Source organism: Pandoraea sp. ISTKB (assembly GCF_001721285.1).
GTDB lineage: Bacteria > Pseudomonadota > Gammaproteobacteria > Burkholderiales > Burkholderiaceae > Pandoraea > Pandoraea capi.
The window spans coordinates 13,120-37,143 of sequence record NZ_MAOS01000039.1 but is presented as its reverse complement, the minus strand read 5'-3'; the positions used below and the strand labels follow the sequence as shown (position 1 = coordinate 37,143).

25 protein-coding genes and 1 pseudogene are annotated in these 24,024 nt (G+C 61.0%); 20 read left to right on the top strand and 6 right to left on the bottom strand.

All coding sequences use genetic code 11. The features are described from left to right. The first annotated feature begins 206 nt into the window (after positions 1-206). From A9762_RS15080 to A9762_RS29330, 4 genes are all read left to right on the top strand, one after another. A complete protein-coding gene (locus A9762_RS15080; protein WP_069342970.1) occupies positions 207-926 on the top strand; it encodes a GntR family transcriptional regulator in 720 nt (239 codons plus the stop codon). A gap of 152 nt (positions 927-1,078) precedes the next feature. Then, positions 1,079-2,332: an MFS transporter gene (locus tag A9762_RS15075; protein ID WP_069342828.1), complete on the top strand. Its 1,254-nt coding sequence runs from the start codon at positions 1,079-1,081 to the stop codon at positions 2,330-2,332. Between the two features lie 9 nt (positions 2,333-2,341). Further along, a complete protein-coding gene (locus tag A9762_RS15070; protein ID WP_069342827.1) occupies positions 2,342-3,205 on the top strand; it encodes an amidohydrolase in 864 nt (287 codons plus the stop codon). 144 nt (positions 3,206-3,349) lie between these two features. Next, positions 3,350-4,930 (top strand): methyl-accepting chemotaxis protein, encoded by a 1,581-nt coding sequence (locus A9762_RS29330; RefSeq protein WP_069342826.1) that lies wholly within the window; start codon positions 3,350-3,352, stop codon positions 4,928-4,930. Positions 4,931-4,979: 49 nt separating this feature from the next. Here A9762_RS29330 and A9762_RS15060 read toward each other — a convergent pair whose 3' ends face one another. Further along, positions 4,980-5,780 carry an SGNH/GDSL hydrolase family protein gene (locus A9762_RS15060; protein ID WP_069342825.1) on the bottom strand — a complete coding sequence of 267 codons (801 nt, stop codon included), beginning with the start codon at positions 5,778-5,780 and terminating at the stop codon, positions 4,980-4,982. Between the two features lie 253 nt (positions 5,781-6,033). On the opposite strand from A9762_RS15060, the gene A9762_RS15050 reads away from it, so the two are divergent. The 5 genes and pseudogenes from A9762_RS15050 to A9762_RS28555 form a co-directional block, all read left to right on the top strand. Then, complete coding sequence (locus A9762_RS15050) at positions 6,034-6,843, top strand: IclR family transcriptional regulator (protein WP_170836249.1); 810 nt, start codon at positions 6,034-6,036, stop codon at positions 6,841-6,843. Positions 6,844-6,920: 77 nt separating this feature from the next. Next, the gene (locus A9762_RS28155; RefSeq protein WP_083253943.1) at positions 6,921-8,285 is read left to right on the top strand and encodes a DUF4157 domain-containing protein; all 1,365 of its coding nucleotides are present in this window, start codon (positions 6,921-6,923) and stop codon (positions 8,283-8,285) included. A gap of 60 nt (positions 8,286-8,345) precedes the next feature. Then, the gene (locus tag A9762_RS15040) at positions 8,346-8,867 is read left to right on the top strand and encodes a hypothetical protein (RefSeq protein ID WP_206093584.1); all 522 of its coding nucleotides are present in this window, start codon (positions 8,346-8,348) and stop codon (positions 8,865-8,867) included. 131 nt (positions 8,868-8,998) lie between these two features. Beyond that, positions 8,999-9,724, top strand: coding sequence for a hypothetical protein (locus tag A9762_RS28915; protein ID WP_170836248.1), 726 nt, complete (start codon positions 8,999-9,001; stop codon positions 9,722-9,724). A 138-nt stretch (positions 9,725-9,862) separates the two neighbouring features. After that, positions 9,863-9,970 (top strand): annotated as a pseudogene (locus A9762_RS28555) (transposase); the annotation flags it as partial. Positions 9,971-10,088: 118 nt separating this feature from the next. On the opposite strand, the gene A9762_RS15025 reads toward A9762_RS28555, so the two are convergent. Both A9762_RS15025 and A9762_RS15020 read right to left on the bottom strand, forming a co-directional pair. Continuing rightward, on the bottom strand, positions 10,089-10,301 hold the full coding sequence (locus A9762_RS15025) for a DUF1059 domain-containing protein (RefSeq protein ID WP_069342819.1): 213 nt from the start codon (positions 10,299-10,301) through the stop codon (positions 10,089-10,091). Positions 10,302-10,578: 277 nt separating this feature from the next. After that, a complete protein-coding gene (locus A9762_RS15020; RefSeq protein ID WP_240493575.1) occupies positions 10,579-11,439 on the bottom strand; it encodes a chitosanase in 861 nt (286 codons plus the stop codon). 85 nt (positions 11,440-11,524) lie between these two features. On the opposite strand from A9762_RS15020, the gene A9762_RS28910 reads away from it, so the two are divergent. Further along, positions 11,525-11,764: a hypothetical protein gene (locus tag A9762_RS28910; protein ID WP_170836245.1), complete on the top strand. Its 240-nt coding sequence runs from the start codon at positions 11,525-11,527 to the stop codon at positions 11,762-11,764. A 181-nt stretch (positions 11,765-11,945) separates the two neighbouring features. Further along, positions 11,946-12,320 carry a VOC family protein gene (locus A9762_RS15015; protein WP_069342817.1) on the top strand — a complete coding sequence of 125 codons (375 nt, stop codon included), beginning with the start codon at positions 11,946-11,948 and terminating at the stop codon, positions 12,318-12,320. Positions 12,321-12,443: 123 nt separating this feature from the next. Here the strand turns inward: A9762_RS15015 and A9762_RS15010 are convergent, their stop codons facing one another. Further along, a complete protein-coding gene (locus A9762_RS15010; RefSeq protein WP_139133239.1) occupies positions 12,444-13,004 on the bottom strand; it encodes a hypothetical protein in 561 nt (186 codons plus the stop codon). A 283-nt stretch (positions 13,005-13,287) separates the two neighbouring features. Between A9762_RS15010 and A9762_RS15005 the strand changes: the two genes are divergently transcribed. Next, positions 13,288-14,130, top strand: coding sequence for an SAM-dependent methyltransferase (locus A9762_RS15005; RefSeq protein WP_069342815.1), 843 nt, complete (start codon positions 13,288-13,290; stop codon positions 14,128-14,130). Here A9762_RS15005 and maiA read toward each other — a convergent pair. Next, a complete protein-coding gene (gene maiA, locus A9762_RS15000; RefSeq protein ID WP_083253941.1) occupies positions 14,127-14,780 on the bottom strand; it encodes a maleylacetoacetate isomerase in 654 nt (217 codons plus the stop codon). The genes A9762_RS15005 and maiA overlap by 4 nt on opposite strands. A gap of 425 nt (positions 14,781-15,205) precedes the next feature. Between maiA and A9762_RS14995 the strand changes: the two genes are divergently transcribed. The 8 genes from A9762_RS14995 (at position 15,206) to A9762_RS14960 (ending at position 23,150) form a co-directional block, all read left to right on the top strand. Further along, entirely contained in the window at positions 15,206-15,832 is a 627-nt protein-coding gene (locus A9762_RS14995) for a sigma-70 family RNA polymerase sigma factor (protein WP_069342814.1), read from the top strand. After that, entirely contained in the window at positions 15,829-16,569 is a 741-nt protein-coding gene (locus tag A9762_RS14990) for an anti-sigma factor domain-containing protein (protein WP_069342813.1), read from the top strand. Before A9762_RS14995 ends, A9762_RS14990 begins: the two co-directional genes overlap by 4 nt. A gap of 206 nt (positions 16,570-16,775) precedes the next feature. Continuing rightward, positions 16,776-17,603, top strand: a complete 828-nt coding sequence (locus A9762_RS14985) for a DUF1295 domain-containing protein (RefSeq protein ID WP_069342812.1) — start codon at positions 16,776-16,778, stop codon at positions 17,601-17,603. Positions 17,604-17,632: 29 nt separating this feature from the next. Continuing rightward, positions 17,633-18,790 carry a cyclopropane-fatty-acyl-phospholipid synthase family protein gene (locus A9762_RS14980; RefSeq protein WP_069342811.1) on the top strand — a complete coding sequence of 386 codons (1,158 nt, stop codon included), beginning with the start codon at positions 17,633-17,635 and terminating at the stop codon, positions 18,788-18,790. Beyond that, on the top strand, positions 18,787-20,091 hold the full coding sequence (locus tag A9762_RS14975) for an NAD(P)/FAD-dependent oxidoreductase (protein ID WP_069342810.1): 1,305 nt from the start codon (positions 18,787-18,789) through the stop codon (positions 20,089-20,091). The genes A9762_RS14980 and A9762_RS14975 overlap by 4 nt, the downstream gene beginning before the upstream one ends. After that, positions 20,088-20,906, top strand: coding sequence for a DUF1365 domain-containing protein (locus A9762_RS14970; RefSeq protein WP_069342809.1), 819 nt, complete (start codon positions 20,088-20,090; stop codon positions 20,904-20,906). Before A9762_RS14975 ends, A9762_RS14970 begins: the two co-directional genes overlap by 4 nt. Beyond that, positions 20,903-22,114, top strand: coding sequence for a cyclopropane-fatty-acyl-phospholipid synthase family protein (locus tag A9762_RS14965; protein ID WP_069342808.1), 1,212 nt, complete (start codon positions 20,903-20,905; stop codon positions 22,112-22,114). Before A9762_RS14970 ends, A9762_RS14965 begins: the two co-directional genes overlap by 4 nt. A 154-nt stretch (positions 22,115-22,268) precedes the next feature. After that, the gene (locus tag A9762_RS14960) at positions 22,269-23,150 is read left to right on the top strand and encodes a hypothetical protein (RefSeq protein ID WP_069342807.1); all 882 of its coding nucleotides are present in this window, start codon (positions 22,269-22,271) and stop codon (positions 23,148-23,150) included. Between the two features lie 53 nt (positions 23,151-23,203). On the opposite strand, the gene A9762_RS14955 is transcribed toward A9762_RS14960, so the two are convergent. Further along, entirely contained in the window at positions 23,204-23,917 is a 714-nt protein-coding gene (locus A9762_RS14955; RefSeq protein ID WP_206093583.1) for a lysozyme inhibitor LprI family protein, read from the bottom strand. Between the last annotated feature and the right edge of the window lie 107 nt (positions 23,918-24,024).

Genomic DNA, 24,024 nt, shown 5'->3' with positions numbered 1-24,024 from the left:
CGTCATGGAGAAAAAAGCGATGTCCGCTGTCCTGAGAATTTTTCACCCACCCATCAAGCATTGAGCCGCGCGACGTTTTCGCCAATCCACGTCATGGGCATATCAAGCGCGCACGCTTGCATCAAGGGAAAACCCTAATCCACGAACATCAAAATTCATATAAAGATATATATGAATTTTTGACTTCGGCCTTCGGGCCAGATCCGATCGTGGACAACCGTATTCCCCGGTATCACCAGTTGCGCGACGAGCTTGCCGCGCGCATCGCCGCCATCGAATGGCAGCCGCACGATCCGCTGCCGACCGAACAGGAACTGGCGCTCGCCTATGGGCTGGCGGTTGGCACCGTGAGAAAGGCGATCGATCTGCTCGAACGTGAGGGGCTTGTCGAACGCTTTCAGGGACGCGGAACATTCGTTCGCCGCGCCACGTTCGACCGCTCTCTGTTTCGCTTTTTCCGTTTCCAGTCGCCGACAGGCGAGCGCCGTATTCCCGAGAGCCGCATTCTCGAACGTGTCGTTTCCCGAGCGCCCAAGGCGGTCGTCGAAAAGTTCGGCCTGAAGACGGGCGCCAAAGCCATCCGCCTCGCCCGTCTGCGTCTGATCGACAACGCACCGATCGTCTCCGAGCAGATCTGGCTGCCGTACGAACCCTTCGCCGCGTTGGCCGATTGCCCGCTGGAAGACTTCGGCACGCTGCTTTACCCGTTCTACGAACAACGCTGCGCCCGGGTGATTGCCCGCGCGGAAGAGCGACTAACCGTCGAGACCGCCAGTGATGCGGATGTCGCAGCCCTCCAGATACCGGCACATAGCCCGATCGTGATCGTCGAACGACTGGCGTATGGCTATGACGACAAGCCGCTCGAATGGCGTCAGTCGCGTGGCGCCGCCCAACACTTCGCCTACGAGATCGAGATTCGCTGACGGGCGAAGCGACTGTTCGTGCCGCACGCAACAGCGCCTCGTCCGTTCGCGCATTGGCTCAGCCCGACATGGGCCGAGCGCCGTGCGCATCAGGCATTTTTGTGATTCAACCACTATCGCTATTAGCGTCGGCAAAGACGCGTGGAGTCGGGATGTTTTCTTGGTATAGCAAGGTATCCGCAGGGGAGCGGCGCACGTTCTGGGCCTGTTTTGGCGGTTGGGCGCTCGATGCGCTCGACGTACAGATGTTCAGCCTCGTCATTCCGGCGATCATCGCCGAATGGGGCATCAGCAAAACCGAAGCGGGTCTCGTGAGCGGCGTAACGCTCGTGGCCTCGGCGCTCGGTGGCTGGATCTGCGGCGCGGCGGCGGATCGCTTCGGTCGCGTACGCACGCTACAAATCACGGTGGCCTGGTTCTCCATCTTCACACTACTGTCGGCCTTCGCGCAGAACTTCCCGCAGTTCATCGTGCTCAAGGCGTTGCAGGGCTTCGGCTTCGGTGGCGAATGGGCTGCCGGCGCGGTGCTGATGGCCGAGACCATCCGCAACGAGCATCGCGGCAAGGCAATGGGCGCCGTGCAGAGCGCGTGGGCTGTAGGGTGGGGCGCCGCAGTGCTGCTCTATGCGGGCGTGTTTTCCTTCCTGCCGGCAACGCTCGGCTGGCGTGTGATGTTCGGCGTCGGCATTCTGCCCGCACTGCTCATCATCTACGTCCGCCGCAACGTCAAGGAACCGGAGGTCCCGGCAGCGAAGGCGTCCACGAAGCAGGCCGCCGCGTCTGCCAAGCGGATACCGCTGCTGTCGATCTTCGCCCCCGACGTGTTGCGCATGACGCTGATCGGCGGCCTGCTCGGCGTCGGTGCTCACGGCGGCTACGCGGCACTCACGACCTGGCTGCCCACGTTCCTGAAAACGGAACGACACCTCTCGGTACTCGGTACGGGTGGCTACCTCGCCGTCATCATCGTCGCGTTCTTCTGCGGCTGTATCGCTGCGTCGTATCTGCTCGATGCCATCGGTCGACGTCAGACGATTCTGCTGTTCTCGGTCTGCTGCGTGGCGACGGTGATTCTGTACGTGTTCCTGCCGATGTCGAATCACGCCATGCTTGCGCTGGGCTTCCCGCTCGGTTTCTTCGCTGCGGGCATCCCGGCCAGCATGGGGGCGCTGTTCAACGAGCTTTATCCGCGTGGCACGCGTGGCACCGGCGTCGGCTTCTGCTACAACTTCGGACGCGTCGTCTCCGCCGGCTTCCCGGTCATGGTCGGGCATCTCGCCACCCAGTACTCGCTGGGATTCGCCATCGGCATCGACGCCGCCATCGCCTATGCGATCGTCGCGATCTCTGTGCTGATGCTGCCGGAGACGCGCGGTCGTACACTGACGGAAGACCCCGTCGTCTGAGCTTGACGAATGACGCAGCACATTACTCAGTCCATCACCCGATGCGCAATGCCGATTACCGGCATCGACAGCCATGCGCATGTGTTCGCGCATGGCCTGCCGCTGGCATCCGGCAGGCGTTACGCGCCAACCTATGAAGCCACGCCCGAGCAATATCTCGCGATGCTCTCGAGCCTCGGCCTGTCTCATGGGGTTCTGGTGCAACCGAGCTTTCTCGGCACGGACAACAGCTTCCTGTTGGGCTGTCTCGACGCACACCCAGAACGCCTGCGCGGCATTGTGGTCGTGGACCCGATGCGCGATCTCGGGCAGATCGACGCATGGCATGCGCGGGGCGTGGTCGGCGTGCGGGCAAATCTGATTGGCACAACGCTTCCGGATTTCGGCGACGCCGCGTGGGCGCCGTTTCTCGAGCGTATGGCCGCGCTCGACTGGCACCTGGAAGTGCAGGTCGAGGCCGCGAGGCTGTCCGGTGTTATGCCCACCTTGCTCGCAAGCGGCGTGCGCGTCGTCGTCGATCACTTCGGCCGCTTTGAGCCGTCACTCGGCACCGCCGACCCGGGCTTCGAGGACCTGCTTTCGCTGGGCGCGACACGACAGGTATGGGTGAAGGTTTCCGGCGCCTATCGCGTCAGCGCGAATCCCGGCGATCCCGCTGCTGCGCTGGCCGCTGCCCGGGCGGCGTGGCCCGCGCTGGCACGAGAGTTCGGCGTCGACCGGCTCGTATGGGGCACCGACTGGCCTCACACCCAGTTCGAAACCACGCAGAACCCGCAACGCACCCGGGAACTCCTCGACGCGCTGGTGACTGATCACGACCAGTTGCGCGCCGTGCTCATCGATACACCGGCATCGCTGTTTCAGTTTCGTTAATCAAACCAACTGACGGCTAACGGCCAACGCCATACCCATTACATAAAGCCTCAATAGGCTACACGCGCGCATCGTCATGCAGCCCGATCCCGGCTGCGCGACGGACGCCGCCACTCGCTCAACGCACAATCCAAGAGACCCTCCGTGCTCAAGAATCTCTCGATCAAAACCGGCCTGACGCTCGCGACCGGCATCTTCGTGGTGCTGGTACTCGTCATCGGCGCCTGCGCCTTTACGTCGCTCGCCTCGACCAATGAATCGCTCAGCCGGATGTATCAGCACGACATGGCAGCGACGAACGCGCTCACCCGCAGTTCCGAACTGCTGCTGCGGTGCCGATCGGCGAAGAACCGTTACGAGTCGTTGATCGGTCAGCAGAAGGACAGTGACGCGGCGCGACAGTTGCAACTCGCCGAGCAGTATTGCAATGAGTCGCAAAAGCAGTGGGACGTCTTCGCCGCCGTGCCGGTTTCCGACGAGGCCAGTACGCTGGTCAAGGAAGCGGGCGACAAGCACGCGGACATGATGAGCAAGGGCATCATGCCGGAATTCGATGCGCTGAGGGCTCGCGACTTCGACGCGTATCGCCGCATCCAACTGCAATACAGCAGCCCGCTGTACAACCAGTTCGACAAGTTGACGCAGCCGCTGATGGACTATGCGACGTCGCGCGCGGCACACCGCTTTGCCGAGGCGCAATCTCGCGCACACACGATGAGCGCTGTCCTGATCGTCTGTGCCTTGCTCGCCGTGACGATCGCGTTCGTCGTGCGCCGTGTGCTCACGCGCGTCGTCGTCGAGCCCATCGGGGAGATGGCGCAGCACTTCGAGTCGATCTCGAAGGGTGATTTGCAGCAGGACATCGTGGCACTCGGCACCAACGAGATCGGCACGTTGCAACGGGCGCTGGACAAGATGCAGGCTGAGCTTGCCGGCACCGTGCGTCACATCCGGGCGTCCACCGAGTCGATTACCGTAGCGGCGAGCGAGATCGCGTCGGGCAACGTCGACTTGTCTGCTCGCACGGAGCAGCAGGCGTCGTCGCTCCAGGAAACGGCGTCGAGCATGGAGCAGATCACCAGCACGGTGAAACAGAACGCGGACAACGCGCGTCAGGCCAGTTCGCTGGCCCGTAACGCCTCGGAGATCGCAGGGCAGGGGAGTGCCGTCGTCAGCCGGGTCATCGGCACGATGGATGAGATCAACCAGAGCTCCGCACGGATTGCAGACATCATCGCCATCATCGAAGGCATTGCGTTCCAGACCAACATTCTTGCCCTCAATGCCGCCGTCGAGGCCGCCCGTGCGGGTGAGGAGGGGCGCGGTTTTGCCGTGGTCGCAGGGGAAGTGCGCAGCCTTGCGCAGCGCTCGTCCGCTGCCGCCAAGGAAATCAAGACGTTGATCGACGCCTCGGTGGACCGGGTGCAGGCCGGCGCGAGTCTCGTCGATCAGGCAGGCAAGACGATGCAAGAGATCACGAACGCGGTGCAACGCGTGACCGACATCATGGGCGAGATCTCCGCCGCGTCGGAAGCCCAGAGCGGTGGCATCGATCAGATCGCGCGGGCCGTCACGCAGATGGACGAGGTGACGCAGCAAAATGCGGCCCTCGTCGAAGAGGCGGCCGCCGCATCGCAGTCATTGGAGGATCAGGTGCAGTCGCTCAAGCGTGCGGTGGCCATTTTCCGGGTGGATGCCCATCCTGCATTGCTGCAACTGGCTTGACTCTGTGATGTGGCGCCGACGGCGGGTCCCCGACGTCGGCACACCCGACTCAGGATGACGGTTCAACGACTTGCGTAACCGTCTCGTGTTGCCGCAACGACTGAATTCGGTCGACGACGTACTCGACCCACTGGCGGTATTGCCCCGCGCCTGGATGGTATTTGTCGCGCGCCATGTCGCGGGGATTCGCTGCCCATGCCAGCGATACGTAGCGGGCGGCGGGGTCTCGCTCGACCCAGTTGAATAGCAGGTTATCCAGTCGCTTCGCGTAACGACCGAGATACCAGCGCAGCGGGTGTGGCGCGGCGGGAAGAATATGCAACGGGGGCAGGCCGGTCACCACAAGGCCACAGGCACCGGTACGCGTGCGTAGCGTGTCCACCAGCGCAATGTAGTCCGCGAGGAATTGCGACGGTTTGCGCTGTGAGGTCACATCGTTGGTGCCGAGTGCTGTAATCAGATAGTCGGCGCGCGGCAACGCGCTGTTGTTCACCAGCGTCAGTGCCTCGTGGGTGTTCATCCCGGATTTGGCGACGAGTTGCCACGCTACCCGACGGCCTGTGCGAGCGGCGAGCAGCCTGGCGACGGGTTGAGCCAGGGCCTCGGCCTGCACTTCGACGCCAACGCCGGCGGCTGACGAATCCCCCACGACCAGGATACGCAACGGGGTTCCGGGGCGACGGGCGTCACCCTCAAGCCCTCGGATTCCGGCGGTTTCCTCAATCCGCTCCATCCCCTCAATCCCTTCACGTGGCCCCGCCGCTTCCGGAAGACGCAGGGCGGTTCGTCGCAGCCATCGCGCCTGCGCCAGCAGAATCGGCCCGAGTGCGATCTTGTAGAGGTTCAGCATTTAGCAGTGTTTGAGCATCGAGGAGGCGCATCTTACCGCTTTCCGGCAGACCTTCGCCGACCACGATCTGACTTCGCACGCGGGGCACGTGGACACCATCGTCGCCCTGACGTCTGTGCCATTATTCGGCGGCTTCCGATTTCATGGACACCAAGTTAAGGTGGACAATGTAACCGGCAGCAGCCCACTATGGATGGCGCTTCAATGATCGGGACATGCAGAGGTCCGGAGGCTCAGCGTGAGGAGAACTACCGTGGGAAAAGCAAACCTGGATGAAAATCGTTCGGGACAACTGTCACGGTCATTTGCGGTAATCCGGGCACTTGCTCAAGGCAAAGACAATGCGCAGAGAGTCATTGACGTCGCCAGGAGCGTAGGCCTGCCGGAGTCGACTACGCATCGAATTTTAGGTGGACTGATCGCGGAAGGGGTTGTGGAGCAGTGCCGGAAAACTCGATGTTACCGACTGAGCGTTGAGTTCTTTTCACTCGGGGCCATGGCCCGTGAGCCTTACACGCATGATGGCTTTATCGGAGATATTCTGGAATCGCTCTGCGCCGACCTCGGGGATTCCACTTTTTTTCTAGTCAGACGAGGTTTCGACGCGATCTGCATGGACATGTGCGAGGGCCCGATTCCAGTGCGCTCATATACCGGCAGGATTGGTGGGCGTATGCCGCTCGGAACCGGCGAGGGCGGACTGGCCATCCTCGCATTTCTTCCTGAGGCAGAACGCGAGGAGATTATTCGCGCCAATTGGGCGATAAGGCAGGAACACCCCGAGATCAGCGATGACGAGCAGGCTTTGCGAGCTCGCATTCATCTTGCCCACAAGCTTGGATACGTAACGCGCGACCGAGGCATCATAGACGCAATGACGGGCGTCTCCGTCCCGATTCTTGACTCACTCGGATCAGCCGTAGCGGCCCTTAGCGTCGGCGCTCTTGCGCAAAGATTTCGAGCTGGCCGATTGGAGCTAGTTGTCCAGCGCCTGAAACTAGCAGCGGATGCGATCGCACCAGTTGTCGACAGGTACCGCATGCGTATCCACAACCCTTATTGAGTTTCTGTCGCCGTACATTTCCGGCAGCATTTGCCGGACGGTAGTAACTTTGACCATAAAGAACCAAGGGGAAAAGCATGGGAACTTACGAGAACAAGGCAAAGCGTGATGCAAAAACGTCTCGCACGATCGACGCTTCAGAATCTCAACGTTCCCGGAATGACGCCCCGCAATGGCTCGATAATCGGGCGCAAGCCGCGACCCAGCAGAAGCTGTCGGACATCGCGACCCGCAGTCCGCAGGTCAGGCAGCTCAACGCGTTCCAGTCGTTGGCCGACAACAGCCCGAAGTCCCGACGAATCGCGCAGCTTCAAGCCGTTGCGCAATCGCCATCACCCGCTAGCCAATCGATCAACGGCACCGGTTTGCCCGACACGCTCAAGCACGGCATCGAAAGTCTGTCCGGCATGTCAATGAGCGACGTCAAGGTCCATTACAACTCAGAAAAACCGGCGCAGTTGCAAGCGTTTGCGTACGCTCAGGGGGCAGACATCCATGTCGGTCCGGGACAGGAGCGTCATCTGCCGCACGAAGCCTGGCATGTCGTCCAGCAACGGCAAGGCCGGGTGCGTGCAACCATGCAGGCCAAAGGCGTCGGCATCAACGACGACAGCGACCTGGAACGTGAAGCCGATGTCATGGGCGCCCGGGCATTGGCACATGGAGACTCAGGCCCGGATGAGCCGCTTGCCCAGCGCGTCTCCAGCGGCGGCAGCGGTAGTCATGCGCCGGTACAAAGGGTGGCGTACTACCATGGTGGCGGCAAAACTTTCGTGAACTCGGCAATTGCCAGCGCGCACACATCCAAGGCCTCTGAAGGTGAACTCGGCAGCACGGGCATGTACTACTGGAAGGACGACGAGAACGCAGCGCTGGTATCCGCTGTTATCTACAACCCATTAACAGACTGGGCTGTGATGAAGATCGATATTGATCCGGAGATGATGAAGAGCCACAGTGATACGACTCGTTTTCTGAACTTTCCAAGCACGGACGTAGCGCCGAAGGCAGTCAATGGCGGCAAGACGACGACTGTGTATGGCGTTCATTATCGATTCGTCCAGAACAATCTCGGCACCAAGCTTGGAGAGGCACCCAAGGATGACTCGATCGAAGGCGAATTGGCACCTGAGTATGCTTCCATGACGGGGCGACAGTTTCTGGACAGCTTCGATGTCGTGCAAGCGCCCACCAAAGCCAACAATTACGGATACGCCTCACTGCGCCAGGTGCGGACGAACGACAGGGGCCTGACCAACATCATCTATGGGACGGCGACCAACGGCAACAGAAACACCTTCAGCAAAACCTGGGAAGGAAAGATTGCCGACGCAGGCCAACAAACGACCGTCGCCAACATGGGGCTGGACAAGAAGGATGACGTCCCAGGCGTACTGCGCGGGATGAACGGTCAGAAGGGAACCGTCATCACGGAAACGTAGAAGCGTCGATATACCGACTGAAATCGAACTGCTAACGCCCCACCAAACAAACGGATGGCCATGATTGAGATCACCCCGCACACCTACAATTCCAACGAGATTTGGACTCTAGGGATTGCTGCCTATGCAGCGATTGTTTCCACATTTGTGCTAGGTTGGGACGCATATAAGTGGATCCGATCGGGGCCGCGGATCGAACTGTCAGCTTCGACCGGAATGAAGCTGGTCGGTAATGGTTTTGACGATCCGCGTTCTTACGTATCTGTGATCGCACTCAACGTGGGTGACAAGCCGACAACTATCACGAACTTGGGGGGAATGTATTTCGAATCTTGGTGGCGAGCTTACGTTCTGCGTCGCAAGCCAACCAAAGCGTTCATTGTCACAGACCCTTCCCAAGCGCAACGAATCCCTTATCGATTCGATGTTGGAACTCAATGGATTGGACTCGGAGAGCAGACCGACGAGATCGTAACTATGGCACGGAATGGTTATTTGTTCATGATCCTCTATACGGCTACAGGCGGACGTGGAAAGCGTGTGCGTGTGAATGTAAGAGCGAAAAGCGAGGCCCCGCATTGATCTCGCCGTTTCGGCCTATTCGAGCGGTTGTCGGAACAGGTTCAGGATGCACTCAATGAATGGTCTGCTCGGGGCGGGGAAGGGGAGCCTGTTGGTTGGCATCGCCATCCAACGACAGGGCGACGCCAAAGGTGAATACGTTCAGCGATAGACCGGAAGAAGCACGAGCACGATATGGCGACCTACAAGGATATCCAGATCTACGTAAAGCGGCGGCACGGCATCGTCGCGCAGAGTTGCTGGATCGCGCACGTGAAGGAATTGAACGGTCTGCCATTGCGACGCAAAAGGACTACGGAACGGGTGAAGCCGTGCCCACCGCAGTGGCGCGCAGCAATCGAGGATGCAATGCGGCACTACGGCTGGCTCCGCTGAATCGAAAAGAGGAAATCAAGATGCTGATTCAACTACCACCGGTCGTGCGTGGCATATGGGATGCTCAGCAAGCCCTTGCCGAGCACTATGCCGATACCGGTTTAATGTTCACGCTGGACGGGCGACTTGTGGGCGACATCGCGGAAGCCGTTGCGTTGCGCCATTTTGACTTGCGAGTTCCGCAAACTCGGACGAAGGGCGTGGACGCTCTGACGCGGTCTGGTAAATCGGTTCAAGTAAAGGCGACTGGACGAAGCAATGCTGGACCAGCGTTCACCACGGGGACGGGGGTTGCAGATTACCTGCTGTTCTTTCAAATCAATTTTGAGGCGGGAACAGCGCGTGTTGTCTACAACGGTCCCGAGTCACCGGTTCGTGCCCTGTTGCCCGAGAACTTGAACGGTACTCACGTTGTGAAGTTGCGCGATATCCAAGCGTTGGCGAGCGGAGTTGCAAGCCACGAGCTGCTGCCTATTGGTTAAACGGAAAAATGCAATGAGACATGACGATATGTTTCCGCAGTTGCCGCTTTCGCCAGATTTGGCGTACGGCTTTTTGGGCACCTTTGCGCGTTGCGAATACGCTCTAAAGACTTCGGGTTTCGCAAAGAGAGGTGTCTGATGACCAGACAACGTCGTTCGTTTTCCCCGGAGTTCAAACGCAATGCTGCGGCACTAATCCTCGATCAGAGCTATAGCCACATGGACGCATGCCGCTCGGTCGGCGTTTTTGCCAACTAAACCAATCAGATCAATGACTTATTTCGAAAGAGGAACATCCTCGTATCTTTTATTTAACATAATGTACATTATGCGAATATTAGATGTGCCCCCGGAGCCTCAAAAATTACCCTTCACGCTGCACATCCAGCGGCGGCGTGCCGTCGTGGAACAGTGTCTTCAGTTGTGAGCGCAGTTCTGGCGAGTCGGTGTGCTTGTGCACTGTCACTGCGTGCTGCACAGCCGCCTCCAGCAACTCGTTTTCGGAATCTGCGCACAGCGCCACGGAGCAATTCGTTTCGCTGGGAAATTCCCGGCAGTCGATGTACTTGCGGGCCATGATGTTCTCCTCATAGAAAAGAAACAAAGGCGGTGAATGACCGCGCGGGGATTATCATCCGCGACGTCCGTTGAGCGCGATCGCGTCGACCTGACGCCGCCGAGCCCACTCAAAAAGTATAGGTGACGGCCCTGCAAGTTCCCTGCCCGATCCGGTGTCCAAAGATCCCTGACACCGGGTCGGAATACCAACCACCAATCAGTCGTCATCGCCTCGAAGCGCAATCACTTCGTTAAAGGAATTGGCTCCGCAGCCCGACGACGCCCCCATGGACGGCTTACTTCATCGTCCAGGACGTCGCTTTGACGACATCCGCATCGCAATTCTTGAGGCTGGAAAGCCCCTCAATCATCAACGTGCTCCATTGCTTGACGCGGTTGGTTCCATTCGGCGACTTGTTGAAATGCTGCGTATTCACAACCTTCGCCCGTTCCGCATGGAAACTCGCCATGAATGCTTTCTCATCCGTAGACGTCGGAACGCGCGACAGCAAGCCCATCAGCGAATTCTTGCCACCGTCCGCCCCTTGATTCAAGGCCGTATCCAGAAACGAACCAAGCGTCAAAGCGCTGCTGAACCCGCGGCTTTGCGCTTCGCGCTGGCTGAGCTGAATGTAGACGTCATAAAACGTGCGCCACATCGCCTCGCGCCAGGCTTCGTTACCTTGCAGCGCGCTAACGCTCGCGCAAAACGCCGGGGTGCCGCCGGCAATCTTCAGAATCGGTCCGACCATCGTTCCCGACACCCCGATCCGCGCGAGCCCACCCTCGACCGATGGCACCTCGGCACCGCTGGCCTCGTCGAAATTCTTGAACAGCAACGGTGCATCCGGATCACCGTCGTTCGGGCCGCCGGTCGTCGCTCCGAAGAACCCGATCGTCACACCACGATCGTCCTGAATGTCTTCGCAATAGCCATACACCTGGGTCCATTGCAGCGAGTCCTGCTCCGGCTTGTTGATCAACTTCATGATGTTGTCCCACTGCTCACCGTCCAGGCCAGTCTTGTCCTTCAGGAATTGCAGCGTCGCAGGGGAAAAATGGCCATCGTGATCGAGGTCGTCGGCCGTCAGTTTCGGCGGCTTGCATGCCGCCCCGGCCAGCCAGGGCTGCCCGCCGTTTCCAACGCCGCTGCTCATCGCCGGCACACTCCCCTGGCTTCTGACAACCGCCGTGTAATTGCGCCCGTTATAGCTGATGGCATTGTCGACGTCGTAAGTCGTCGTGGCAGCCCACGGTGAATTACAAACCTCGGTTTTTGCCGCCGCCGGCGTTTGCGCCGACGCATTGGCCGACATGCACAGCACTGACCCAGCACACAACGCCGTGACAGTCATACAACGTGAAAACACTCGCTTCACAAAAGGTCTCCTTGGAAAAATAAAAATCGACTACCTGGGAAAAAATAATTTTTTCCCGGAAGACGGTAAAAGTTCCCTAGGAGTACGAATTCATACCTCGTAAAACGAAGTCAATGAGGCGTTGCGCGTTGCGTTAAACTTTTCCTACAATCATTCATCTTGTATGTCGCGCACGGCCTTCCCGATTTATCTTCGTGTGGCATGCCGACAGATTATGATTCTTGCTGACGTTCCACCCAACTGCGGGGGTTCCGCATGACGCTTCCGAGGATTTGAAGATCAATATGCCAATGCAAATGACGAGATTGATTCTTTACGTTCGTGACGTCGAATTGCTCAAGTCGTTCTATCAGAAGCATTTCGATCTGCCCGTCGTCGAAGAAATCACAGCCGAATGGGTTGTTCTCGACGCAGGCGGGATCCAACTCGCGCTGCATCTCGTCGGTCAGGCATATCGGCATCAACCCCCGTCGACGAGTACGCAGTCAAACGCCAAGATCGTCTTCTCGGTCGCCTCCGGCCTGCCTGAACTGCGTGAACGAATGATCAACGCCGGAGTACGCATGCGCGAACTCAAACGATTCGACGGATTCCCGCTCCTCATGTGCGATGGCGAAGACCCCGAAGGCAATGTTTTTCAACTGGCCCAAGCCGACTGATGGCGCACACTCGCGTGACGTGAGTTGTCAGAACTGGAAATGCCCGGCGAGACCGGGCATCCTGCGCAAAGCTGCATGAGGAGCGAGCAGGCTAATCAGCCAACCGTGCAAGACAAGACCGGATTATCGGATATTCACGACATTGATCTGGTGCAGACATTCCTCCAAGGCGGCGTGATCGACCGGGTCAAAGCACCTGAAATAGGTCGGGGACCATTCTCGTTGCACGACCTCCTGACCGTGGATCGGATCCGTGATGATCCGCTCCACCGCCCGCAGTTTCTTTTCCGACGGCAAATCGCAAAGCACGACAAGCATGTGCGCCAAACCGACCTGATAGGCATCGTCTGTCCCAACAAACGCAGGTTTGCCTCTCATTACCACGAGGTCGTCGCCCATGCGCTGCGCAATATTGGATTTTCCGCCAGATTGCCCCTCCAGTTCTTGTGACCAGTCAGCAAGCGAAGCAGTACTCAAATGCTTGGTCGTGCCTAAAGCCCAAAGCTCCATGACGTCTGATGCTTTTGGCGGCCAGATGGCGCCAATTGATCCGTCGGCCAAAATTTGGTGCATTTCGGCGAGATCCGATGCCAACTGGTTCGGTGGCAATCCCTCCGCTCCGCGTGCCGACGGATTTACGAACATTGGCGTTGAGGTGGTGCTGGAAATGTTTGTGAATTCCATGATGACTCTCCGTTGAGATCGATGTCCAAAGGTTGTCCTTCCACCTCGCGATTGCTTCAATTCAATATAGGTGCGATTTTCAGCAGTCCGGACGCGTAACACCGGTTTGGTCTGTTTCACACGCCCCATATGCCCTTTCGATATGACGAGACAGATCCGCCTGCGACTGTCTCGTCACCCGTACGCCTCGGCCGGGCACGTGGCGTACGGAGCACTTCCTCGCTTTTAGGTAAACTAGCGGTTTCCGGGAGGCGCGCCCTCCCGCTGCTTACCTCGTTTTCCCATGTCGAATACCCACGAAATCCGCCCCGGCCAGTCCGTCGAACTGCTCAAGGAACTCCATATCCTGACGCGCGACGGCAAAATGAATCAGGACAGTCGGCGCAAATTGAAGCAGGTCTATCACCTGTTTCAATTCATCGAACCGCTGCTCCAGGAAGTCAAAACCGAGAAAGGCCGACTGACGCTGGTCGACCACGGGGCGGGCAAATCCTATCTGGGCTTCATTCTCTACGACCTGTTCGTCAAGGCGCTGGCCGACGATTCGCACATCTTCGGCATCGAAACCCGTGAAGAACTGGTCAAGACGTCGCGCGCTCTGGCAGAACGCCTCGGCTTTCCCGGCATGTCGTTCCTGAACCTGTCCGTCGCCGATTCGATCACGTCCCCGGCGTTGCCCGAAACGGTCGATGTCGTCACCGCCCTGCACGCCTGTAACACCGCCACGGACGACGCCATTCGCTTCGCCCTCGCGAAACAGGCGCGGCACATCGTGCTCGTGCCGTGCTGTCAGGCGGAAGTGGCCGCCGTGCTACGCAAGCACAAAGGCCAGCAGCTGGGCGGTAATCCATTGACGGAGATCTGGCGCCATCCGCTGCACACGCGCGAATTCGGCAGTCAGGTCACCAACGTGCTGCGCTGTCTGCAACTCGAAGCGCATGGTTATCAAGTCAGCGTGACGGAACTCGTGGGCTGGGAACATTCGATGAAGAACGAACTGATCATCGCCCAATACAAAAATCTGCCACGCCGTCGCCCGGCGGAACGTCTGGAAAGCGTGCTCGCATCGCTGGGGCTGGAAGAAATGCGCGAACGCTTCTTTACAGCCCCCACCGCCGAAGCTTAAAGCGACACGGCCCTGAACCCCGGTTGCCGCATCGGATGCGCCTCCGCAAATTCCGGCATGTCGAAGCAACGCTTCGTTAGCTCGGCCACCCGGGGATATTCGTTCACGTCGACCTTATATAGATCCGCAATGATCTTCTGACCGGCGATGCAGATGTCTGCCAGCGTCGGTGCAGATCCCAGAGCGAACGGCGTCGCCGGACGCTCTGTCAGCATCCGCTCGTAAGTCGCCAGCCCTTCCCTGCCCCAATGCGCACACCATGCCTCGATCGCGGCAAGATCCGCGTGGTAGGCCTGCGCGAGATGCTTGCGCACGCGCGGTGTGACGAATGGATGCGAATCCGCCACCGACACCAGGGCGACGGCCCGCGCGTACGCACGATCTTTGGCACTCTCCGGCATCAATCGCGGCGTCGGATGGATTTCGTCGAGGTACTCCATGATCGCCAGCGACTGAAAGACACGATGGCCATCGTGAACCAGCGTCGGCACGACACGCTCGGCGTTCACTTCGGCATAGCCGGCGTCGAACTGGTGCCCCGCCAGAATGTCCACCTCGATCTCCTCGTACGGGAGTTTCTTCAACGCCAGCGCCACTTTGACGCGGAATGCGGCATTCGACCGCCAGAAGCCATAAAGCTGAATTGTCATGGGGAAAGTCCAATCGTTGGATCGTTACGGAAGGCCCCGATAGCGGTTTGCCAACCCAAGTCCGGGCGCAAATCCACCATCGATTGCATTTGCAATTCAATCGCATCGATGATGCCACCCGACAATTGCATTTGCAACCAACATGAAATCACAGGGATACGTCGTGCCTTGCCCCCGCGCCACGGCCATCGGGTAAGCCATTGATTCCGCGATGGATGATGACCGTGATCCAGAGGATGCAAGCCCGATTCCCGAGTGCATCCGAATGACGTTCTCATCCGTATTGGTCAGCATACCCCCCGTCCGGATGCCGCCACATGACGACCGCCAGCCCGTTTCCATCACTCCCCTTGCGCCATTGCGCATCGGGGGTGTTATATTGCGCGGAACGCCAACGCTACGGCCCTCACCGGGGCCTCGCCCGCATGAGCGACATGCCCGAAAGCGAACGCCGCGAACGTCCTGCGAGCCCTGCCGGCCTAACAGACGACGCCCATACCCCCCGTTCAGGCGCACCGGACGGCACACTCAATGCCTTATTGGCTGCCGTCGGTCAGGCGGATCGCGAGGCGTTCGCCGAGCTTTACCGGGCAACGTCCTCCCGGCTGTTCGGCGTGATTCTGCGCATGGTTCGCGATCGCGCCGAAGCGGAGGATCTGCTCCAGGAAGTTTTTGTCAACATATGGCGACGAGCGGAGGCCTTCGATCCCGCACGCGGCAACGCGATGACGTGGCTTATCGCGACGGCGCGCAACCGCACCATCGACCGCCTGCGGGAGCATCGCGAAGGCGCGCTCGACGACTCGGACGCCCTCGCCATCCCTTCCGAAGACCCCACGCCCGCAGCACTTGCCGAAGCCAGCGAGGAACGCCGGCGACTCGAGCAATGCATGCAGGGACTTGAGCCGCAACAGCGCGGTGTCGTGCGCGAAGCGTTCTTCAGCGGGGCGTCGTACAGCGAACTGGCGAACCGCCTGAGCGTTCCCCTGGGAACCTTGAAAAGCTGGATCCGGCGCAGCCTGATGCAGTTGAAGGTGTGCCTCGACCGATGAATACACCCGCCAACCAAGACGACGATCTGCGCTGCGCGGAATATGCGCTCGGCGTACTGGATGCTGCCGAGCGTCGTGAGCTGGAACAGGCTGCCAGCACTTCCCCGCAAATCCGGACGAGCCTCGACCAGTGGCAGCAACGCGTCGCCCCGCTCGTCGACGACGTACCGCCCGTCACCCCTGCGCCACGCGTATGGCTCCGGATTCAGCGCGACCTCGGTTTCCCCGCAAACGCAGGGGCCAAGCCGACCACCCCGGCGTCGCTCTGGGACAACCTGAATCTGTGGCGCTGGCTGGGCATCGGTGCGAGCGTGGCAACGCTCGTGCTGGTCGCCGTCAACGTCAATACGCTGACCGAACGTACGAAGCCGGGCGGCCCGGCACCGGCCGCGACCAGCGCTTATCTGGTAGCAACGCTCGCCCGGCAGGATGGCGTCGCCCACTGGACAGCCACGGTCGACACGCGCCGGTCCAGCATGGTCGTCGTGCCCGCCGTCAAACCGACGATCGATGCCGGCAAGGCGACGGAACTCTGGCTGATTCCCAAGGATGCCAAGCCGATCCCGCTCGGCGTCTTTGCCGCCGATCAGCCCGCGTCGATGACGCTGCCGCCGGAGATCCTCGCACAGATCAACAGCAATGCCGTGCTCGCCGTGTCCATCGAACCGCCGGGGGGATCGCCTACCGGCCAGCCGACAGGGCCGGTGGTCGCCACAGGGGCCGTCCGCCCGGCCTGACGGCCGCTATCGTCTGATCGCATGGCCGACTGATCGTCTGGCAGACGCCACACAACCCACCTCGACAGGGCTGTCCACTCCCAGGACAGCCCTTTTTTCATCCCGCCGCGAAAAACTTCACCGGATCGTGCATCCGATAGCGTGTGCCGTCCGTATAGCGCGATATCACCTCCCGAACGCTCCCCGAATCCGCCTACGGAGTCCGCATGAGCATCGCCGTCGTTACCGCTATCGCGTTTGTCGGAATGAGTCTCGCGCTGAGTGCCGCCTGGGTCTATCAATGGCGCACGCAAAACGCCGGGATGGTCGACCCGGTCTGGGCGGGTGCGCTGGGCGGCGTCGCAGTCCTGGCAGCCTGCGCGAGTACCGGCGCCCCGCTCAACCGGATGTTCGTGGGCGTGGCGGGCGGCCTTTGGGGGCTACGGCTCGCCGTGCATCTCTGGCGCCGCAACTACGGTAAGCCGGAAGACGCCCGCTACCGCAAGTTTCGCGAGCAATGGGCCGAAGCCGCCGGGCGCAACCTCTTCTGGTTCTTCCAGTTGCAGGGCGTGATCGCGATGTTGCTTGCCATTGCCTTCTTCGTACCGGCATTCAGTCCGAAGCCGCCGTCGCTTGTCGCGATCGCCATTGCCGCGCTCATCTGGCTGGCGGCGGTCGCCGGCGAAGCGTCGGCCGACCGGCAATTAAGGCGATTTGCCGCTGACAGCCAACACCGCGGACAGGTCTGTCAGACCGGCTGGTGGCGATATTCGCGTCATCCCAACTATTTCTTCGAGTGTCTGCACTGGTGCGCCTACTCGGCTCTGGTGATCGGCACACCCGGCACCCCCGGTGCATGGCTGACGCTGTTTCCCCCGCTGCTCATGGCATGGCTGCTCCTCAAGGTCTCGGGCATTCCCCTGCTCGAAGCCCATCTGATGCAGTCGCGTCCCGCTTACCGGACTTACCGACAAACCACCAGCGTCCTCATCCCGTGGCCGCCGAAGAAGGTGGCCTCCTCGTCGTCAGCGTCCTCATCTTCCTCCTCGTCCTGATGCCGAATATCCCACCACGAGTCCGCCCCATGACCACCTCGCTCTCGCCACCGCCGTCCACTGGCCTGCCCGTTCCGCACGAGACGGGCCTGATTCGTCTGTGCGAGTTGGGCCTCGTGCCGGACATCGTGCTGCGTGCAGGCATGCGGGCCCTGATGCGACAACGCCTGCGCGAAGCCCATGCGCACGACGCCCGCCGTGCCGCGGCATCACTCGCCACTTTGGTCGAGGAGTTGCGCGCCAGCCCGATCGCCGTCGAAACGCAGGCCGCCAACACGCAGCACTACGAGGTGCCGAGCGAATTCTTCGCGGAACACCTCGGCCCGGCAATGAAGTACTCCTGCTGCTATTACCCCACCGGCAACGAGTCGTTGGCGCAAGCCGAGCAAGCCATGCTCGCGCTCTACGCCGAGCGTGCCGACATTCGGGACGGCCAGCGCATTCTCGATCTCGGCTGCGGCTGGGGATCGCTATCGCTTTGGCTGGCCGCGCGCTTTCCGTCCGCCCAGATCGTCGGGCTCTCGAACTCGCACGGCCAACGCCGCTTTATCGAAGCCGCAGCGGCGCGGCGTGGTATCCGGAATCTGCGCGTGGTGACGGGCAACGTCGCCGACTTCGAATTCGATGGCGACGTGGCTGCCGGTTTCGACCGGGTGCTGTCCATCGAAATGTTCGAGCACATGAAGAACTACGGCGCGCTGCTTGCCAAGATCGCCCGCTGGCTCCATGACGACGGCAAGCTGTTCGTGCACATCTTCGCTCACCACCACGTCGCCTATCACTTCCGGAACGACGATGGCAGCGACTGGATGTCGCGGCACTTCTTCACCGGCGGCACCATGCCGAGCGCCGATCTGCTGTTGCACTTTCAGGACGATCTGCGCATCGCCAACCTATGGTGGCTCGACGGCCGGCATTACGTCCGCACCGCCAACGACTGGCTGCAATCGCTCGATGCGTCACGTCCGCAAACCCTGCCGATGCTTCAGGACGGCTACGGCGCGAAAGCGCGCATCCAGTTCCAGCGCTGGCGCATGTTCTACATGGCCGTCGCCGAACTGTTCGGCTATGCAAACGGTCGCGAATGGGGCGTCGGTCATTACCTGTTCGAAAAGCACCTCGCCCGTAGCCTGTCCCGTGGTCCGGACGCCATCGACATCCCCCTTTCCGACGCGAGGCCGCGATGATCACCACTGACATGCCGATGGCCCCCGGGCAGCGCGTCGCGGTCGTCGGCGCGGGCATTGCAGGACTCGCCACCGCCTATTTTCTTGCCCGCAAGCATCGCGTGACGGTGTTCGAGTCGAGCGGTTACGCGGGCGGGCACACGAATACCGTCGACGTCACGCTCGACGGTGTCACCGCCCCGGTCGACACCGGCTTTCTGGTGTTCAACGATCGGACCTATCCCAATCTGATCGCCCTGTTCGACGAACTCGGCGTACGCGCCAACGCGAGCGACATGTCGTTCTCGGTGTCGGTCGACGGGGGGCTGCTGGAATGGGCCGGTACCAATCTGAACACGGTTTTCGCGCAGCGCAGCAATCTCTACTCACCAAGCTTTCTGGGCATGCTGCGTGACGTGCTGCGCTTCAATGCGAGCGCCGAGCAACATCTGCAAAGCGCCATGCGCGAGCGTCAGTCCGTGGGCGACCTGCTGATGGCCAACGGTTACGGTCAGCCCTTTCAGCATCACTATCTGCTGCCGATGGCCGCCGCCATCTGGTCGAGCCGCGCGGCGGACATCCTGCAATTTCCCGCCGCCACGTTCCTCCGGTTCTGTCTGAACCACGCGCTGCTTCAGATTCGCCATCGCCCCCAGTGGAAGACGGTCGAGGGCGGCGGGCGGGAATATGTGCGACGTATCACGGCAACGCTCGACGACGTTCGCCTGCGCACACCGGTGCGTCAGGTGCGCCGTGAACGTGACGGCGTGATCCTGGTGTACGGGAATGGCTTACAGGAACGCTTCGACGCGGTCGTGCTCGCCGGCCATGCCCCCGACAACCTGCGACTGCTCGACGATGCGTCGCCGGACGAGCGCAAGGTGCTTGGCGCAATCCGCTGCCAGCCCAACATGGCGGTGCTTCACACGGACCCGAAGCTGCTGCCTGTGCGACGCCGCGTCTGGTCGGCATGGAATTACGTCAGCCAGACGAGCCACGCCCTGCATGCCGAGCAGCCTGTGTGCGTCAGCTATCTGATCAACCAGCTTCAGGCACTACCGTTCCGCTCGCCGGTCATCGTCACGCTCAACCCGGTCAACGAACCTGCACCGCACACCGTATTGGGACGCTACGCCTACGATCACCCGCTGCTCGATCTGGCCGCCGTGGACGCGCAATCGCATCTGCCCGCACTGCAAGGTCGTCGTCGCACCTGGTTCGCCGGGGCCTGGACAGGCTACGGGTTTCATGAAGACGGCCTCAAGTCGGCGCTGCGTGTCGCCGATGACTTCGGCGTGTTGCCACCGTGGGCAAAGCTATGACCGCAGACGTCGACGCCCGCACACCCACCGTCTGGCTGCTACGCGGCCACGTGATGCACGAGCGGTTGCATCCGGTCGGTCATGCCTTCGTCTATCCGATGTTTCAGGTCGCGTGTGATCTAGGCCGGACCGAAACGTCGCGTACGGCCTGGTTCGCCTGGGACCGATGGCGTGCCCTGAGCCTGAGATCGTCAGATTACGGCCCGCATGACGGCAGTGCGTTGCTGCCTTGGATCCGGGCACGTCTTGCTGAAGCCGACATTCCCGCAGACGGCACGATCTGGTTGCAGACCGTACCGCGCATGGCGGGGTACGCCTTCAATCCGGTGAGTTTCTGGTACTGCCATGACCGCGAAGGCCAGTTGCGCGCGCTGTATGCCGACGTGCGCAATACCTTCGGCCAGCATCACGGGTATCTGCTCGGGACCGACGATCACGGACCGATTCGGGGCGAAACCCGGCTCGTGTGCCGCAAGGCATTTCATGTGTCGCCGTTCTGCGATGTCGAGGGACAGTACGAGTTTCGTATCCGGCGTGAGGGCACGTCGTGGTCGGTCGCCATCGATTACCGCGTCGGCGACGCGATCCGCCTGCGCACCGCCATCGCCATGCAGGCCGAACCCTTTACCGGCAAACGCGTGATGCGCGCGGTCATCGCCCAGCCGTTCAACGCGATCAACGTCGTGCTGCGGATTCACTGGCAAGCCCTGCGCCTCTGGTGCAAAGGCGTGCCGTTCTTCGGCAAGACCCCGCCCGCCTTGTCCACGCCGTCGCCGAACCCCTCTGCCCCCTCCGACCGGGAGATTCGCTCATGATTCCGCTTCGTCTGCTCTCGCCCCACGCCATCGTGCCGCTCAGCGCAAGAGGATTTCTCGCGCTCCTGCGTCGCATTCGTGTGGGGCATCTGACGCTCGTCGCGCCCGATGGTACCCGTCATCTATTCGGCGATCCGCATGCGCAACCGGGCGCCACGTTACAGGTGAACGACTGGCGCGCCTGTCGTCGCATCTTGCAGTCCGGCGACATCGGCTTTGCCGAGGCCTTCCGCATGGGATGGGTCGACTCGCCCGATCTCGTGACGCTGCTTCGTCTGGCGGTGCGCAACCTGTCATGGGTCTCCGATACGGTCACCGGCTCGCCACTCGCGCGCGTCTGGTACCACGTGCGGCATCGTCTGCGCCGCAACACCCGCACCGGCAGCCGACGCAACATTCACGCGCACTACGACATCGGCAACGACTTTTACGGCCTGTGGCTGGACTCGACGTGGACGTATTCGAGCGGACTGTTCGAAGGCGATGCCAACCGCTCGCTGGCGGCCGCCCAGCATGCCAAGTACCAGCGCATCATCGACACGCTGGCGTTGCGTCCCGGCGACCGCGTGCTGGAGATCGGCTGCGGCTGGGGTGGTTTCGCACTGCACGCCGCGCGCCTCGGCATCAGCGTTCATGGCGTGACCATCTCACGTGCGCAATACACGCTGGCCAAGGCGCGTATCGATGCGGCGGGCCTCGCGGATCTGGCGCAGGTGTCGCTGACAGACTACCGAGACGTGCACGGGCAATTCACCGCCATCGTCTCCATCGAAATGTTCGAAGCCGTTGGGGAGGCGTACTGGCCAACGTTTTTCGACACGCTCAAATATCGCCTGATGCCCGGAGGCCGCGCGCTCATCCAGTCGATCACCATCGACGACAACGCTTTCGCCGCGTACCGCCTGTCGAGCGACTTCATCCGCGAGTTCATCTTTCCGGGCGGCATGCTGCCAAGTGCGGAGCGATTCATCAGCGCTGCGCAGGCGTGCGGCCTGAACGTGACCGAGACGCTGAGCTTCGGGTTGGATTACGCCAGAACGCTGCAACACTGGAATGCCGCCTTCGAAGCCCAGCTCGATGCTGTGCGCGCGCAAGGTTTCGACGACACCTTTATCCGCACGTGGCAGCTATACCTTCAGTACTGTGAAGCGGCGTTTGCCGAGCAGCGTATCGGCGTGAAGCATTTCGTCGTCACGCACGCCATTTGACGCACAGCAACATGACCGATATGCACCACATCGGGGAAAGGATGACAAATATGCGTATTTAAGACAGAATTTCCCCGGCTCGCCCGGTTGGGTCTTAAACGTTTTGGCGTGCCAAATCCTGATGCACCGACCAACTCAGCTGAAGGCTCAAGAAATGTCACATCCTGTCTTTCTCGAGAGTCCGCCGTGGCCGCGCATGCCGGAGGGCCGCAAGGGCGAACTGAAGACGTATTTTTCCGCCGATGGCCCGTCGCTGGAAGCGAACGCCTATCTCCCGCTGTTCTGGCGGGTGTTGTTTTCCGCTGAAGACATTCACTTCGCCTACGTCATCGACGACTTCGATCCTGACGACGATGCCGTCGAAATCGAGGAGTTTCTGGAATCGTCCTCTCCTGAGGAAAAGGACGCTCGTTACCCCTATCTGGTCACCACCCGGTCGCTCGCCCTCGAACGCGCCGCCCGACGGCGCGACAACGTCATTCAAGTGCTCGGCGAACGCTATCGTCCGATCTTCGATGCCTTCGTCGATTACATTTCAAGCGCTTATGGCGGCTTCGTCCTCGTTCGCACGAGCGGCCTGCCCGATGTGACCGACGCCACCGGATGGCTGACGACCGAGCTTGAGCAGGTGACCACGTTCGATCACGGAACCCATCTGCCGGACGCCCTCGCCAAGGAAGTCGACGACCTGAAGCGCGCGGCCGATAGCGACGCCGTCTGGCGAGCGACCGGCACCGGCAATCCTCGCGCGGACGTCAACCCATGGCCGAGTCAGGCACTCGTCGCGGCGTTTCCTGCATGCGCGCCACGCGCTCGTGCCGCAACGTCGAGTCGTCAGCCGACAACGGATAAGCCTCAGTACCGAACGCCCAACACGCTGGACAAAGCGCTCGAATGGGTCGCGATCTTAGTCTTTGCCGGTGTGGCCGTGGGCACCTGGGCGGCGACACGTTCCGTTTGGAAAGCCGTAGTCGCCACGGCGGTCGTCACTGCGGTCATGGCGTGGCTGCTGGTACGCGTGCGGCGAAGCGACTAAGCGTTTGTGGCGGAGCGCCGATCCCGGCGCTCACGTCATCTCCGGCACGGCGGTCATTGCGCGCCGATCAACCCATCCAGCCCTTTGAGCAGCGCCAGACGCGCGGCGGGTTCGCTGTTCGCCTGCGCTTTTCGGCATGCTTTACCGGCCGCCGATTTTCCTGACGGACAAACCGCCGCAATCAGTCCCTGTTCCGCGCTCACGAATGCCCGCCATCTTTCGTTCGACGTCCGCACGATATTTCGGGACGACGTCGGCAGACGACGCTTGACGCGGCGAGCGGCGGAATCAATCTCAGACGACTTCACCGCTTTGGCCGCGAGCGGCGGGACCTCTCCCGAGGCCGCATACCCAAGATCCGCGGCATAGCGCGTGAGCGTTTGTGCCCGGCGTTTGGTCAACATCATCACGTCGTTGGCGTTCATGGGGGCATACATCGTGCCTCGCGTGGTCGCGTAGACCGCGCCGATGAGCGCCAGATCCGCATCCCGGCTGGCCAGCCATGCGCGCTGAGCGGCCAGCAAGGCCGGTCTCGACGACGCCGGCAATTCGTCTTGCAGCGTCCGGTAACTCGCATTGAGGCGAGCGTCCCACGCGTGCGTGGCGTCGACGATGCATTCGTCCTGCCCACCGGTAGACTGCTTGTCGGGCGCGTCAAGGCAGCGCGTGAGTGTCTGATCGATATCGGCGGCCACTGCGGCGGCGGGCGGCTCGGCAGCGGCGACCGGCAGCGTCACGCACAACATCAACGTCGCCAAGCATTGCATGAGGGGGCGATTCACCATAGCTGTCGTCCATGCAGGGAATATGGGAGTCAAACAGTTGCCGCGACAAAAATCAAGGGCGCCTGCCTATCCCCCAAATGAATGATGCC